This is a genomic window from [Flexibacter] sp. ATCC 35208 (genome assembly GCF_001975825.1).
Classification (GTDB): Bacteria; Bacteroidota; Bacteroidia; order Chitinophagales; family Chitinophagaceae; genus Chitinophaga.
On the sequence record NZ_MTKN01000065.1, the window covers coordinates 13,345 to 29,460 of the forward strand.

The window sequence follows — 16,116 nt, forward strand, 5'->3', positions numbered from 1 at the left end:
ATTATATTTATTTTGCTGGCAGGCCCCTTCTTTTGATTTTCTCTCTTTCAACAGACTTTACCCAATCTTCATAAAGTTCTGCAGGCATATCTTTATATCCTAGCTGATCAATTGTTCCCTGATTGTTTTTGTACAGATCATAATTGTTCTTCACAAATGCAATATCTGGATGGGCCTTTTTCAGCTCAGTCAAACAAATTGCTCTAAAGAAGTTAGCCTTGATCATTAACAGGGGGACACACTTTGGGTAATAAGTTAAAGCTGTATTCATTATCTTTAAAAGAAAGGTATCATAACCATGCTGAAACCTGTAAGCACAAGCCAGATCAAACATTGCAAAAGCAATTGATTGCTTTTCCGTTAAAGGCGTCATGTATGTTCCCTGCTTTATAGCTTCTACTGAAATGGCTAACTCCTTGATTATCCATTGATCTCTTGGGAAACCGGCATTTGTTAATTCAACATTGACCCATTGTCCTTTCTCGTCAATATGTTTAATGTAGAGATGATTGGGAGCTAGAACTCCATGCACCCACCACCCTTAAGAGATAGAAACCTTTAAAAGGTAACATATCATAACATTCCCAACTTCATGGCCATGAATCAAGTATTATTTAATTTATTAAAAATTAAACCCAATTGGTTCGAGAATGCTCCGCTACTGGGCACGTAAAATGGTTGTAAGTTAAATACTTACAACCATTTTTGTTTTATGTCGAAGTCAATTTTTGCCGCCTTTTTTACGCATTCTGCCACTATTATTGACAAGCAGCATGACAAGCAGAAATTGCCGTACAACTCACACCTTTTCTTACCGAAGCGGTCAAAACCCAAGATTAAATCCAATGCCACAGTCCTGTGGCGCGGCATATCCATTGCTTTCTGTCTCCTATAGCCCCAAAGCCACAACGATATGAAAGTTGAATCTTACTTAAACAGAGCAGAAGACAAAAGAATCTACTATTATGATAACGGGAGAAAACCCGGCCAGCGTTTTTCTAACCGGTGGTTAGCTGCACCATCTCATTTAGTTAGATCAGGAAGGAAAAGTGTTCACTTATTCTGATGAGTGCTTTAAAATACTACCAACAAAGTTTTACCTCTTGCCTTATTTAAATATGGCAAGAGGTGCTAAAATACTACTGTACATTACAGTATTTTTATGCAAAAGGGTGCCTTATTTATGAAACACCTTCTTATAAATGAACCATCCCATCCTGCCACTTCAGAAAAATGGAGGCGTCAAATTAAAAACTGTCAACTGTAAGATCGGGAGCTAAATCTTCCCGAAGAATGGGCATCACATTAAAAATGCAATCTGAACTCTACGTTCATTGCAGGCCCTGTCTTATTGTCCCACACCTTTGACCCGGGAACAGCCTCCCCGTTTGATCCATAGACGGTCGTACTCTGCTGTAACACCGCTAACAGCAGCTGTACGCCAAACTCCGCTTTCTGCGGAATGACTTCAAAGAAAGGCCCTATCCCGCCAATCTCACAAAAAGCATGACCTTTCACTTTTACATACTGCTCAGGACTGGCACTCACCATGCTCTTCACACTTACAGGTCCCCAGGTAGTACAGATAATCGGCTCAAGGAAGAAGTTCCTGGAAATAGGAATGTGATAATTCAAAAGAGGACCCATCAGGAAACTGATCCCACGGTTATAGACACCTTTGTCTTTCTTGTCCACAATACTATATCCCCCCGTCACGGTTATCCCGACTGACAACTTATCTGCTACAAAATATCCTCCTTTGGCAGAAAGACTGGCAGACGTGCCAATGTACTGCCCCATAGGAGCTACAGAACCCTGTATACCCAGGCCCCCTCCCAGCCAGTAATCCCCCTTTTTTATCTTGAGGGTGTAGGATTGTGCAGAGCAGTTCAGGAAAGTGAATATGGGAAGAAGCGATACTAGTACCCCGAATATAAAAGGCACTGGTTTTGATTTGTTTTTCATCTAATTGTTGTTGTATGTATAGAATTGGAATCACATGGATTACTTCCTTTTGGTTGATATTTTGATGTTGAGGCTGAAACAAATGTAATAACTTCTATAATAAGGCTCAAAAAAAGCCGTTTTTTAGTTTATCGCTATCAGTTGCAAAAGCAAATTAAGATAGTTTCCTGTTCATTTGGTAACAAATGTGGAGTAATGGCGTGATGTAAACATTTCATCTTTGCGGTATTGATAAAATACTTCAAAGATGAAATGTTACCTATTATTGACCATTGCCTTCTTTTACGGGATGGTACTGCATGCACAGTATGGTGTGAAAAGCAGTTTCTGGCACCCTGATCCACCGCATTATAAAGCTAAACAAGCCATTGAAGCGGAATCGCTCTTCCCGATGTTTTTTACTGGTGGGTACCACGCCGCCGCAGGATTCCGCTACGATAAATTCCGCGTAAGAGTAAGCATTATCAATGGTGGCCACTACAATGCAGAACCTGCCGGACTGAAAAACCAAAAGGATGATTTCAAACGATTCTACAAAACATCTCCAGGTATCTTCCTGGGATATAATATCTGGAAGAACCTGGAACTCTATACATTTCTGGAAATGCACACCTTTGCCATTGAACAAAAGTCTACCGGCATTCGCCAGGATATACGGAGCAATGACTTTGGCGGGGGGATCAGCTACCAGTTTTTCTTTGGGAAATACATTTACCTGCAACCTGGTCTTCACTTTTATTTGCGGGGCGATAAAACCCGCGATTTCAATGGCGTAAAATACACGATACCCAATGCAGATGTTGCCCCGGTCATCCGTATAGGTTTCAGGTTATGGGAAAAACAATAAGATTAATGATGTTATGGGTGCGTATGTTATTCGCTTGTGGCAACTATACACACAAGGACATGACAATTATAGGTCAATCTTCTCCTGCAATGAAACAGCTATTGTATTATGCCTCATTGGCAGGTAGTTCACACAACACGCAGCCTGCGCAGACCCATTGATAGTTTTACAATATTTAAGTAATCTTTTTTGTTTTTGTAAATTTGTCCCACAATTCATATGTATTTGTGGGATGACAGATAAACAGGATCTAAAACAACAGGTTGAAAGCCTTTGTTCCTTGAGCGATAAAGAGTGGCAGACATTTGCTGCACGGCTAAACTATAGGGAGATCAAAAAAGGAGATTACGTTTTATACCAGGACCGGGTTTGTGATTTCGTGGCATTTGTCCAATCGGGAGCTTTTGTTTATTTCCGCTCTTTGGAAAATGGAACGGAGTATACCACTGATTTCGGTTTCAACGGTGAATGGATTGGAGATATGTATAGCCGGCTGAATGGCATCCCTTCTTTTCTCAACATTAAGGCATTGGAAGATTCGGCGATACATATTTTATATCAAAAGGACCTGGATGAATTACTTATTGCTATCCCAGCGTTGGAAAGGCTGCTCCGGATTCTGGTTGAAAGAGCTTTTTTGAAGATCGTCCGACAAAGCCTGCACTTTCAGATAGTCGATGCAAAAGAACGTTACCTGATATTGATGGAAGAATCGCCGGAAATTTTGCAAAGAGTCCCCTTGTACCATATTGCCAACTATCTGGGTATCGCTCCCAAATCGCTGAGTAGGATCAGAAACAATACGGTTAAAGGAAGACAGCCCTGATGAAACGGTATTTAACGCTTTTAAAAAAAAGATCAGATGGAATTACCAGATTGAGAGGACTATGTAAAAGCGACATTTCAGAATTAGGCTTTTACAATTACATCATCTTCAGACCAGGATTATTGTTACGAAAAGATACAGATAGAGAAGGAGAATGAATAAGCGCCGCTTTGGTATCGTTATTAAAATGGTTGGGAATAATTAAAAAAATTAAGCCAGTGCCTACCGCTATACTTGCAGAAATAGGGACTATCAAACTACCACATAAGATTAAGATTTACCAGCCCAGGAGTTTTAATCTATTAACAATCAATACTAATTGGTTCGAAAACGTTCCACTACTGGGCATTGGTAAGGCTTGATAATCATTGCTTATCAAGCCTTTTTGTTTATGGTTATCTCAAAACCTGATCCCGCTTTTTCCGGATCAAGTTTTGGATCAAGTTGAATTGACTAATTTTTCATAGATCATCTGATCTGGTTTTTACAAGTGGTAGTGTCAAAAAGGCAAGAGCAACAATTTGCTAATATTTTCTCTCTTCTACAATTTCATCTTTTATTCGCTGCCTTATGTCGATTTTGGCACCCGTAAAAAGGAAAATTGTTGTTCTATATTCTCTTGCATTCGGATTGGTGATAGAATCAGCTGCCACTCCGGTATGGAAATAAGGACCTGTTTGTTGCAGTTCATCATCCCTGTCATAATAGTCTTTCACTCTGATCAGGTTTTCATACCGCTCATTCAGTACAAACCAATTGATATAATCGGCATTAAATGAGACTGCTTGTATACCTTTTTCAGAATAATAATTTATGGCGCCTGCCTGTCCATAATTATCACAAAGCACCAGGGTCTTGCGCCAGGTAGGAAGCTGCGCATAGATACTATCCACTTTGTGTGCCAGTTCCTTCCATCCAAGCATGTCTGCAAAGTCCTGCGGTAAAGCATGGTCTTTACCATCCTCCCAGCGAAGACGTCCTAATCTTTTATATTGTTGCTGGTGTTTCAAGATATATTCTGGACCATTATTAGGAAAAGCAACCTTGTACATTGGAAAGAAGACAAGCAGGGGGATAATAATTACAAAAGGGCGTAAATATCTTTTCCAGTCTCCTGACAATGCCCTTGAAAGAAAAACAGCGCCAAAAGCTATGTAAATCGGATATACTCCAATGGCATAATAATCTTTTGCCTTAAAGTAGATGAAAATAGATAAGGTGAAGATGAATGTCCAGAAGAAGAGCCTGTATTTTTGAAACGGCCTGTATAATACCAAAGCACCTAATCCAGATAAAATTACAACAGCTGCACCAAAAAAGAATAGCAACTGGGATTTTAAAAACCCCTCCCTGCTTACATTCACCAATTGGTAGCGCGATAACTCTTTCATGTGGCGAACAACCGGAAAATCGTTGTTGTATTGCCATAGCAGATTCGGAAGAATAAGTAATAATGCAAGTAAAACTGCCAGATAGAATCCCTTACGGGTAAATACTTTTCGTTGAGGTGATAGTACAAGTGCCGGGAAAACCCCAAGGAGCAGGAATATTATGTTGTATTTATTCAGGAATCCAACGGCGAAAACAATGGCGGCAAGCAACAGCCATTTCTGCTTTTCTGAATTTATATACTTTATGATGCAGTAGTAAAAGGCCGTCCAGCTCAGAACATCTAATGAATTAGGCTGATAGAGGGTATTTAAAGCCAATATGGCTGAAAACAATACACAGGTTGCTCCTGTAGTTAAGGCAAACAGATCTCCGTCTAATTCTTCAATCGCCTTCCATACTATCAGGATAGTCAAGGCTCCGAATAGCGCAGGAAAGAACTTAATCCAGAAGATTGAATTTCCTAGTAGCAGGATCAGAAAGGAAATCCAGGAAGTCACGGGAGGTACCGATAAATAGCCCCATGCCAGGTGGTGTGCCTGATCAAGATGTAAATATTCATCCCGTTGTAAATCGTATTCAGGGCTTATTAAAATATATTGTAATAAGAATTTTAATATTATGAATCCTATTAAAACTATTGTTCTTTTTTTCATAAGCAATTCATTAATACGAGTTTGTAATAAAACGACATTTATTACAATTGTCATGTGAGCTTTTTATAAAAACTTGAAAACTAATTATTCCGAAACTGATACGGAATTTTATTCCAAAACTGGTGCGTTTCATACACTAACTTTGGGTTGCTCAAAAATCATTGCATTTCTCTTTGTGAAAGTCCAATTGAAATGCAACGGAACATCTCGGCAGATATTCAGTATCACGTTGTACCAACGTCAGAACAAAAATATTGCATAAATGCATTTTCAGCGCAGGTCAAAGAATTTAACTATATAAATTTATATAGCTAACAATTCAGGAATTTGCGCACACATTTTACGTAATTTACTGATAACTAAAACCGTTTGGTTCGAAAATATACCGCTACCAGGTACGATAAAGCTCTGTAAGCGATTGATTTACAGAGCTTTTTTAATTTTTGTAATGTCAATATGCCGGACATCCGGAAAGAAAGTGGTATCACCGGATGCAGATGACAATTCATGGCGACAGTATATTCTGGAATCAAACCCCCATTTCTGTTTATAAAAAAGATACCTTGTATTCAGCATCGGTTAATACTAAAACAGTTTTGTTGTTATACCTACTGAAATTCCTGGCACATCATAGTTATTGTTTTTTATAAATGGCTGTTTAATATGATAGAGATAACTCCCTTCAATAAAAATTGCGGCACTTTTTACGAAATAGAATTCAATACCACCAATACCTGCCATCACAGGAACCATTTTTGACTGTTGTGATACCTTGTATCCATTGGTCAGCGATGTTATATAAGGATAAGAATAATCACTCATTCCGCCCTGCACCAATGCAAATGCACTAATCCTCTTGTAAACCTTAAACCTATATCCCATTCCTAACAAAAAATCGTCTGCATTAATTTTTCCTATAATAGCATTCGTATTATCAACTGCCCCATTGCGGTAGTTATTAGTACGACTGTTATAGTTAAAGCGCAGAAATATACCCTGTCGGTCCTTTATCCTTACCTCCGCACTGGTACTTAAAACAAACCCGGACTGAATCCCCCCGCCTGGTGATAATGTATATCCAATACCGAATGGTAAATATAATTTGTCGAAAAACGTTCCACCTGATGACTGGCCGCTGGCATGAGCACAGGTAAAAAAGAGCAGAAAAAAGAGACACAGGTTCCTCATGATATTATTTATTTGGTAATAGATTTCCGTACGCTGAAAATCAGCGCATGTGACTAATAATGATTATGATCAAAGATTAATGGATCAGGCTTGATTCAGCCATTTCTTCAGCTGGTTGGATCGCTCGCGGCTAATTAATATTTCTTCATCGACCGCAGGTGCTAACTCAATTTTTAATTGTCCATTATGAGAAAGATGAATAGCTTTTATACATTTTAAACTAACAAAGTACTGTCTGTTTAATCTAAAGAAATTGGCAGGGTCCATTTCTTTTTCTAATTCTTCCAATGTCTGATCAACAACAAACAAATCGCCATTATGAGTAATCAAATAAGTATTTTTATTTGCAGATTTAAAGTAGGCAATCTCTGATCCTCCTATTGGTACCAGTCTGTCACGATGAGGAAGAAGAAATCTTGACCGATAGACCTCCTGCTTATGTTGCATGTTTTTTATCAGCTGTACCAGACTTTCATCTCTTACTTTGTGGTTCATTGACTGTACTTTCCGGATACTCCGTTCAAGTTTATCTGTTTCTAATGGCTTTAAGAGATAATCAATTCCATTTACCTGAAATGCTTTCAATGCATATTCATCATATGCTGTGATAAAAATAACAGAAGACTTAATTTCTACCTGGTTAAAGATTTCAAAACTGTTACCATCCGTTAACTGAACATCCATAAAAACAATATCAGGATGGGTGTTCATTTGGAACCATTCCACACTAGACTTAACAGTTTGTAGCCTGCCAACAACCAAAATAATTACATCTAATTCCAAAAGACATTTTTCAAGCCTTTTGATATTGGGCAATTCATCTTCTATAATTAACGCTGTAATCATTTGAAAAATTTATTCCTGATCTCTCAATTTTATTAAAGGTATCTCAACAGTAAAAAAATCAATATCATCAATAGTAGCAGGCACCTTCTTATTCAACAGCAAATATCGCTGCTCAATATTCTTCAATCCCATCTGCAGCCCATTTTCTTTGTGTAAACGCGGGGACTTATTATTTTTAACGGACAACAATTCTTCATTTGTAAAATATATCTGAATTGTTAGCGGCTGGTCCAGGGAAAACATATTATGCTTAATGGCATTTTCAATCAACAGTTGAAGAGTTAAAGGCGGTACACCATATTTGTGCGCAAACGCAAGTTCCCCTATTTCAACTTTAATACTATCCCCATACCGGGTTTGGTATAAAAATAAATAGCCCTTAATGAAATCCAGCTCATCCCGCAAGGAAATAATATGCTGGGTTTTGTTTGAAAGCATATACCTATAAATTGATACCAATTTTGTCATAAAATTGATTGCAATTTTTGGCTCGTCTTCAATGAATGAAATCGCAGCACTTAAATTATTAAACAGGAAATGCGGATCCAATTGCAGTTTAAGGACATCCAGCTGCGCTTGATTGGAAAGACGTTCAAGTTCTAAACTCTTTACGCTGGCATCATTCCATTTATAGAAAAAGTATTCAGCTGTAAATACTGCATTAATGAGCAGGCACAATATCATCCCAATGATAATTACCTGCCTGAAGAGTGTATCATCATGAAAGTATACTGATAGATATACCTCAAAAAAGAATAGTATAAGCAGTAAGGTAATAACACTATGAATCCCTAACTGGATTGCAATCCTTTTACCTATACTTCTCTCCCACGGATACCATTTATTTAACAAATGTGTAAGCTGAATTCCCAGCTCAAATAAAATAGAAGCATAACCAATACAGAATAAGATCTGTAAAAAGAATTCACCGATACCCATTTGCATAACGTCTCTTAACCAATTCCCGACTGGATTGATCAGCTGAAAAAAAAGATATAATAAAATCCCAAAGATCGGGTACCCGTAAAATCTAAATAATTTATAATTATGGTTACGCATACGCTAACTTACTACTATTTAGAACAAATTCAGATGCTGGCTGTTCATATCTTTATTGTTTTTTAGGGAGGCCTGATATGATTATCAGGCCCGTCTACTTATCCTACAACTGTTTTGCTTTTGGCAAAACCCTAAAACAATATTAATGGATATTCCCCGTCACCTTAGATAGAGTGGCTATGGAGGATAAATATTCAAAGACACCTTGTGTATAGTCATTATTTGATTGTAACAATGCCAGATCAGCATCCGCTACTTCAGTATATTTAACAAAACCCATCTTCCAGCGATTACGCATAAAGTCAAGGGATCTTTCTCTTGCCGCACATACCTCCTTTAACCGTTCTATATTTTTCTTATTCTCTACTAATGATGCTATACTGTTACGTATCTGTAAGCTCATTTGGTTATCCAATAATGCCCGCTCGGCTGAAAGCTGGTCCAGTTGCAACATACTTTGTTGCACGCTGGCATTTGTTCTGAAGCCGGTAAAAATGGGTATGGTTAATTGTAATCCTACAAAGAGGCTATTGGGATATTGATAATTACCGAATTTGAAATTATCGGATTGAGCCTGTATACCATATTGGCCTACAAATCCTAAAGATGGCAATCGTTTTGCTTTTTCATTACTAATCTCCTGCTGAGCCATCTGTCTTTTCCAGTCATTCACCTGAAGATCCGGGCGTTTACTGGCTGCTTTGGATATTTCATCCAATAATTGCTGCTGATTACCTAATAATGACATTGATATACTATCTGTCAAATCGAGATCTGCATCAGGGGAAAGGTCCAGGAGGCTTTTCAGATAATTGGAGCTCATTTCTACAGCTGTTTGCCCCTTGTTAACATTTATATTCATCAATGACACTTTACTCCAGGCCATCAATGTATCATTACTACTCGCGTACCCATTTGACATTAGTGCTTTACTCTCATTTAACTGTTGCTCGGCCCTATTCAATGCTGCATTTGCTGTCACCAGATTCTGCTTTGTAACCAGGATATTGAAATAGGCTTTACGGATCTCATCAGCAAGCTCCCAGCGGGATAATGCTAAATTTGCCATCTGTAGATCTTCATTCAATTTTGCTGATTTAATATTTCCAAAAACGGAGGCATTAAATAAAGGCATGCTGACATTGACTGTACCATTGTAAGCATTTGCAGCAGATGCAGGAACAGCCTGTAGTTGTTTAGCATCATAGGTAACCTGCCCGGCTGCATTCACACTAAAGGTTGGTAGATAAAATACAGCAGGTTTTATATTACGCATATAAGTAGCAGTTGCTTCTATTTGCGGATATAAATAAGATTGGGCTTCCTTCAGGCCGTATTTAGCCTTTTTAGCCTCAATCTGAGCTAATTTAATTTGTTGGTTGGCATTTAAACCTGAATCAATGGCTTGCTTTAAAGATATCGATACTTGCTCCTGACCTTTACCCCTCATTGTGAAACCGGATAGTACCATTAATAACAGGATAGCTTTAGCCGGTATATATGCCATGCGTTTGCCACCTCTGGCGTGAAGCAGTCTTTTTACCTTTGTTACCAGGTAATATACAACGGGTACTACCACCAGGGTCAGGAACATACTGCTGCTTAAGCCGCCAATCAGTACCCATGCCAGTCCGCTACTAAAGGCAGCAGAGGCGCCACTTGCCAAAGCGAGTGGCAACATGCCAATTACCATTGCAAGGGTGGTCATCAGGATCGGCCTGAACCTGGATTCACCAGCTTCTATCAGAGCCTGAATTACTTTACCAGTACTGACATTGTCTCCCAGCAATTCATTTGTTCTGTCAACCAACAGGATACCATTCTTTACCACCAGTCCCATCATCATGATTAAACCAAATATCGCAAATACGTTCAATGACTTCGCGGTCAGGGCCAATGCTAATAATGCTCCACAAAGTGCCAGCGGGATAGAGAACAGTATAATAAATGGGGAGATCCAGTTATTATATAGTAATACCATGATAAGATATACAAATATTAAGGATACAAGTAATGCTGTTATCAGACTACCAAATGAATCATCCTGCATTTCCAGGTCACCTTCATATCTCACTGTAATACTACTATTGAGATGTAAACCATTTATCGCATTTTTAATATCTTCACCTACATCGCCTACCGGGCGGCTTGACACCTGGCTTATAATAGTAACAGCCGGTTGTTTGTTCCTTCTGTTAAGTACTGATGAACCTGCCTGTCTTGATACTTCCGCAAACTGGTTGAGGTAAACTACCTGTCCCTGTTCATTTATAAAACTCAGCTGCATCAGGTTAGCTGTATGATTAATGTCGCTTTCATTTAACTGGATATGAATATCCTTTTCTTTATCATGATCACGGAATTTCATCTCATCATATCCGTAAATACTCATACGTAATGCTTCTCCTATAACAGCTGTACTTAATCCCATTCTCGCCATTTTTTCCCTGTCAAGCACCAGCTTCAATTCTGGCTTTCCATCCTGAGTGGATAAACGGGGACTTAATATTCCCCTGATAGATTTAATAATTTGCAAGATCTTTTCAGCAGCCAGGTTTACACTGTCCCGGTTTGTACCCGTAACTAATAATTGTATAGGAGCCTCATTTGCTCCAAACAGACCTATTGGTGATACTCTGCTTTTCACACCTGCCACCTGCATAGCAAGCGACTTTACCTCCCTTGCTAATTTTGTCAGTGATTTTCCCCTTTCGTTTACTGGTACCAGAGTAATATTAATAGTAGCAATATTGGTATTATATCTTTCATCAAATCCGTCATTCTGATAACCAACATTTGAAAATGTCCTGGTTATTTCCGTGATGTTTTTCAACTTTTTCTCTATCACTTTCACTGTTGAATCTGTTGTTTTAAGTTTTGTACCTGCTTCTAAATCAATAAACAAACTCATTTCCCCTTTATCCGCTGCAGGTAAGAACTCAGTTCCTACGATTCCTGTTGTCAATAATGAAACAGCCCCTCCAAGTGTTGAAATAGCAACAATCCCAATGATGATTTTATGTTTTAAGCTCCAGTTAAGTAGTCTCCCATACCCTTGTGTCAATTGTTGGATCCGGCTTTCAAACCAAAGTCCCAATTTACCTAAGAATGTCTGAGCATCCAGGTGTTCAAGTTTTGAAAACCTTGAAGCCATTATAGGGGTTAGTGTAAAAGAGACAACCAGGCTTGACAAGGTAGATACAACAATTACCAGTGAAAACTCTTTAATCAAACTGCCTACCAGTCCGGTTACTAATGTCATTGGCAAGAACACAACTACATCCACAAACGTGATCGATAAGGCCGCAAAACCAATCTGATTACGCCCATCCAGGGCAGCTACTCTTTTATCTTTCCCCATTTCAAGGTGATGGTATATATTTTCAAGGACCACTATTGAATCATCTACCAATACACCAATTACAAGACTTATAGCAAGTAATGTCATCAGATTAAGTGAATACCCAAGCGCATACATCATGATAAATGCGCTGAAAAGAGATGCAGGAATAGATACCATGATAATGACTGCATTCCTAAGACTATGCAGGAATACCAACATTACAATTGCCACAAGAAAAATAGCTACTCCTATATCTTCATATACCTGATGAGCTGCGGCAAGCGTGAATTCAGAACTATCCTGTGCAACATTGAATTGCAAATGATCCTGTTTATAATCGTTCTCAATAGCAACAATGGACTCCCGGACCAATTTTGCCACCGCTGCTGCGTTAGATCCAGATTGTTTATTTATAAAAATGCCTATTGATGATTTTCCATTTAAACGACAGCGCACATCTTCTTCCCTGGGGCCACTATGGACATATGCCAGATCACCTACTTTTATAATGCTGCCATCGTCGAATTTTTTTACCACAATGCTTTTCACCTGGTTGGTGTCCGTCAATTTGCCACTTAACCGTACACCAAATTGCGCATCGTCGTCTTTAATTGTACCAACCGGATAGTCAAGGTTTTCTCTCTGAATGGCTTCAAACAAAGCGGTGATCGGTAGTCCCGCACTTGTTAGTTTATTCTGCCTGGCAAGTACTTTAATCTCATTTGGTGTCCCTCCTAATATCTTTACTTTACCTACTCCTTTTAGCTGCGCTAATCTTGTCTTAATCTGGTTATTTACCAGGTCATATAATTCACCTGCACTTAGATCTGATGTTACCGCCAGCTTTACCACAGGTAAATCATTCACATTGAATTTTTCTAACACAGGTGTCTTCACGCCAGCGGGGAAGTCTGCAAGTATAGTATTAATAGCACGCTGAACATCTTGTAATGCCTGGTCCTGATCTGCATCTGCCACAAACTCGACAGAAACAACAGAAAGATTCTCAGCAGAATTGCCGCTTACTTTTTTGGTTTTGCTAACTGTGGATACAGCCTCTTCAATTTTATTTGTCACGCTGTTTTCCACGTCCTCCGGTGAAGCACCAGGATAAGCGGTGATGATGGTAACTGAGGGAGTAGCAAGATTTGGGAGTAATTCATATTTTAAATTCTGGTAACTAAGAAAACTTAATCCACCTAAAATCAGGAATAGTACTATAAATAAGATCGGCCTTTTAATAGCCAGTCCGGTGATGCTCATATTGAAACATTAAATAGTTTAGAATGATTGGTGAATATCCAGATGTTGAATTTGCTTACCATCGGCTGCATTCAGCATACCATTGATCATGATGGTATCTCCTTTATGAAGACCATCAGATACCACTATATAATCACCATATGATTTTCCAATAGTAATAGGTGTCAATACTGCTTTGTCAGATCTGTGGATCACATAAACAAAATTTCCTTTTTTATTTGCAGTTATAGCAGTACGGGGGATGGCAATGCCTATGCTTGTTTTATCTGCGTTAAAAACAACAGATGTACTCATCCCTGCTAATAGCTTAGATGGACGATCATTTTTAATTATAATTTCTGTGGGGAAAGTTTTAGCATCAGAAGAAACTGGAATGATAGCATTTACCTTACCTGAAAATATCAAACCTGGATAGGCATCTGCTTTTATTTTTACATTGTCACCGATCCTAATACCTGCAATCAATGTTTCAGGTAAATAGACAGTGATTCTAACTTCGTCCAGGGCTGCAATTGCACATAATTGTGTGCCGGAACCAACAAATTCACCGATATTTACTTTCTTCTCAAAAATGACGCCTTTGGCAGGAGCAGTTACTATTGTCTGGGACAATTGCTTTTCACTGATACTTAATTGCGATTCCGTATTTTGCATTTGCAATTTTGCATTTGAGACTTCGATCGCTGACGCATTACCAGTCGCTAACAGGGCTTTCAGGTTATTATAATCTTTAACCGCTTTGTCATATGCATCCTGATTGATCTTATGCGCGGCTGTTTTGGTAACGGGGTCTAATTTTGCTAACAGCGTTCCTTTTGATACCTGTTTTCCTTTCTCGATGCCTGAATAAATTATCTTACCCTCTGTTTCAGTAGTTACGGAAATAGTCTGGCCCGCCTCCACTGAACCACGATATATAAGAGAATCTATAAATACAGAATCACGAACAATAGTTGCCTGTGCATTATACCATCCCAGGCTTTGCTCTTCTTTAATTTCGTTTTGAACAGCTGCCTGATTTTCACTTAATTTGAAATAAATACCTGCAAATAAAATAATTACTACGGATAGGAGTAACAATATTTTCTTCGTCTTGGTCCAGTTCATTTTTGTGCTTGATTTTAGGCAAATGTGGGACGAAGAATGGAGAGGAATTTCTTAAAATGACCGACTTGACATAATTAATAACTGAAATTACATGAGCTGGTACCGGATATAATTATATAATATGGGAAATAGATATAAGCTATGCAGAATGCCATGCATTTAAAAGATGCATGGCATCCGTACGAGATACAATGGCGAAGGTTGTAGCCAGGGGTTTCAATATAGCTTAGCCAAAACTAACTGCGATCTTTCTAATTGTAATGCCCCATCGCCTGAAACACCTTCCCATCCTCATCAAACACAAAAAATTCTGCCGCTTTCTTTCCATTAACACTCGTATAGTAAATGATCACAGTATTCATGCATGATAAGATTTCATGCAGCTCGAAATGAAGATCCGGATATTTCACCAGCGCCTTTTCCCAATAATTCCGCACGTTTTCCTTTCCCTTCAGGCGGCCATCCGGGCTGATGCCCATTTGTAGTATAAAGGGACTGCTCATTTCAAAATCCTCTGTATAATGTTCGAGTACCGCATCAAGGTCATGCGCGTTCCATGCGGCTACCCATTCGTCCGCAAATTGTAGGGATTGTTCGCGTGAGATCATATTTTTTTGATAAAAGTACAGCGTAGGAATATTAGGGAATAAGACAAAAAGGTCAAATTGCTACTTGACCTGGTGTATGGCCGAAGGCCAGTTTGTACCTGCGAATAAAGTAAGATACATCTTCAAATCCACTCCTATAGCAGGCTTCCTTCACGGATAGACGCTTGTGTTGCAGAAGGTATTTGGCTTGTTGTAAACGTTTTTCGATCATCCATTGACCAGGACTACAGCCCACGTTCTTTTTGAACCATCGTTTAAAAGTGCTCAGACTCATGTTGTGAGCGCTGGCGTAATATTGTAGCTGCATACGGTCTGTAATATGGCATGCCATGGGACTGAGCAGGATATCCGCATCGCCAAGCAGTAGGTTCAGGCTTACGAAAGGCTCCCTCTTCACAAGGATATCAGAATATAATATGGAATTTTTCGGAACGAAAAGCGCATCACCAGCTTTCATATCATATTGTTCACCGTTCAGGAAAACCACTTTCCGGCCTTCGCGTACGTAGGTAAGTGCAGCGTAAGGCATAAAGAACGCATCCTCGGAAGAACGGTGGTACTGGCAGAAAGCCATGTTCATTATGCCATCAGCATATAATAGCTCTACCTTTGCCCTGCGCTGGTTGAAGTTTTCATATAACCGGATCATAGAACACAAATTACAAAGTATTCCGATCAAATTCCAGTTTTCCCTGAGTTTTGATATGAACATATCCTAATGGGGGCGGCTTCTGGTCACTTTCCCGTTATGACCAAAAGTCCTTGTACAATAAAAAGCCCACTGTAACCGAAATGATGTCAATAAGAAAGATGCTTTGTGGAATTTTGGAAGCTAACGGTATTGTGTGTTTGGCCTGTTGTAGAAATGGTGAGCAGAACCGGGAATAGAATTAAGAGGAGGGATTTCATGTTAAATAATTGAATTGGCATAGTAGAAATTATCTGTGGGAAGCCCCAAGCGAAGTCTGCATATTAAAAAGAACTAGCTGATACGTTAATGACTATTTACCAGGCTTGAT

At 39.0% G+C, this 16,116-nt stretch carries 12 protein-coding genes; 2 read left to right on the plus strand and 10 right to left on the minus strand.

Annotated features, from left to right (window positions below; all coding sequences use genetic code 11):
• Positions 1–7: 7 nt before the first annotated feature.
• Together BW716_RS28720 and BW716_RS28730 are read right to left on the minus strand one after the other, a co-directional pair.
• Positions 8–532, minus strand: coding sequence for a hypothetical protein (locus tag BW716_RS28720; RefSeq protein WP_083729509.1), 525 nt, complete (start codon positions 530–532; stop codon positions 8–10).
• Between the two features lie 773 nt (positions 533–1,305).
• On the minus strand, positions 1,306–1,965 hold the full coding sequence (locus tag BW716_RS28730) for a hypothetical protein (RefSeq protein WP_083729513.1): 660 nt from the start codon (positions 1,963–1,965) through the stop codon (positions 1,306–1,308).
• 247 nt (positions 1,966–2,212) lie between these two features.
• Between BW716_RS28730 and BW716_RS28735 the strand changes: the two genes are divergently transcribed.
• Together BW716_RS28735 and BW716_RS28740 are read left to right on the plus strand one after the other, a co-directional pair.
• Positions 2,213–2,812: a hypothetical protein gene (locus tag BW716_RS28735; RefSeq protein WP_083729515.1), complete on the plus strand. Its 600-nt coding sequence runs from the start codon at positions 2,213–2,215 to the stop codon at positions 2,810–2,812.
• Positions 2,813–3,044: 232 nt separating this feature from the next.
• Positions 3,045–3,638 carry a Crp/Fnr family transcriptional regulator gene (locus BW716_RS28740; RefSeq protein WP_083729517.1) on the plus strand — a complete coding sequence of 198 codons (594 nt, stop codon included), beginning with the start codon at positions 3,045–3,047 and terminating at the stop codon, positions 3,636–3,638.
• Between the two features lie 524 nt (positions 3,639–4,162).
• Here BW716_RS28740 and BW716_RS28745 read toward each other — a convergent pair.
• The 8 genes from BW716_RS28745 to BW716_RS28780 form a co-directional block, all read right to left on the minus strand.
• Entirely contained in the window at positions 4,163–5,683 is a 1,521-nt protein-coding gene (locus BW716_RS28745; RefSeq protein WP_083729518.1) for a glycosyltransferase family 39 protein, read from the minus strand.
• A gap of 585 nt (positions 5,684–6,268) precedes the next feature.
• Positions 6,269–6,871 carry a hypothetical protein gene (locus BW716_RS28750; protein ID WP_083729519.1) on the minus strand — a complete coding sequence of 201 codons (603 nt, stop codon included), beginning with the start codon at positions 6,869–6,871 and terminating at the stop codon, positions 6,269–6,271.
• Positions 6,872–6,955: 84 nt separating this feature from the next.
• Entirely contained in the window at positions 6,956–7,717 is a 762-nt protein-coding gene (locus BW716_RS28755) for a LytTR family DNA-binding domain-containing protein (protein WP_083729520.1), read from the minus strand.
• A 9-nt stretch (positions 7,718–7,726) separates the two neighbouring features.
• Positions 7,727–8,662 (minus strand): sensor histidine kinase, encoded by a 936-nt coding sequence (locus tag BW716_RS28760; protein ID WP_179091313.1) that lies wholly within the window; start codon positions 8,660–8,662, stop codon positions 7,727–7,729.
• A 256-nt stretch (positions 8,663–8,918) separates the two neighbouring features.
• Positions 8,919–13,382 (minus strand): efflux RND transporter permease subunit, encoded by a 4,464-nt coding sequence (locus tag BW716_RS28765; RefSeq protein ID WP_083729522.1) that lies wholly within the window; start codon positions 13,380–13,382, stop codon positions 8,919–8,921.
• Between the two features lie 18 nt (positions 13,383–13,400).
• Positions 13,401–14,489 carry an efflux RND transporter periplasmic adaptor subunit gene (locus tag BW716_RS28770; RefSeq protein ID WP_083729523.1) on the minus strand — a complete coding sequence of 363 codons (1,089 nt, stop codon included), beginning with the start codon at positions 14,487–14,489 and terminating at the stop codon, positions 13,401–13,403.
• 251 nt (positions 14,490–14,740) lie between these two features.
• A complete protein-coding gene (locus BW716_RS28775) occupies positions 14,741–15,097 on the minus strand; it encodes a nuclear transport factor 2 family protein (RefSeq protein ID WP_083729524.1) in 357 nt (118 codons plus the stop codon).
• Between the two features lie 52 nt (positions 15,098–15,149).
• Entirely contained in the window at positions 15,150–15,746 is a 597-nt protein-coding gene (locus BW716_RS28780; protein WP_179091314.1) for an AraC family transcriptional regulator, read from the minus strand.
• Positions 15,747–16,116 lie beyond the last annotated feature (370 nt).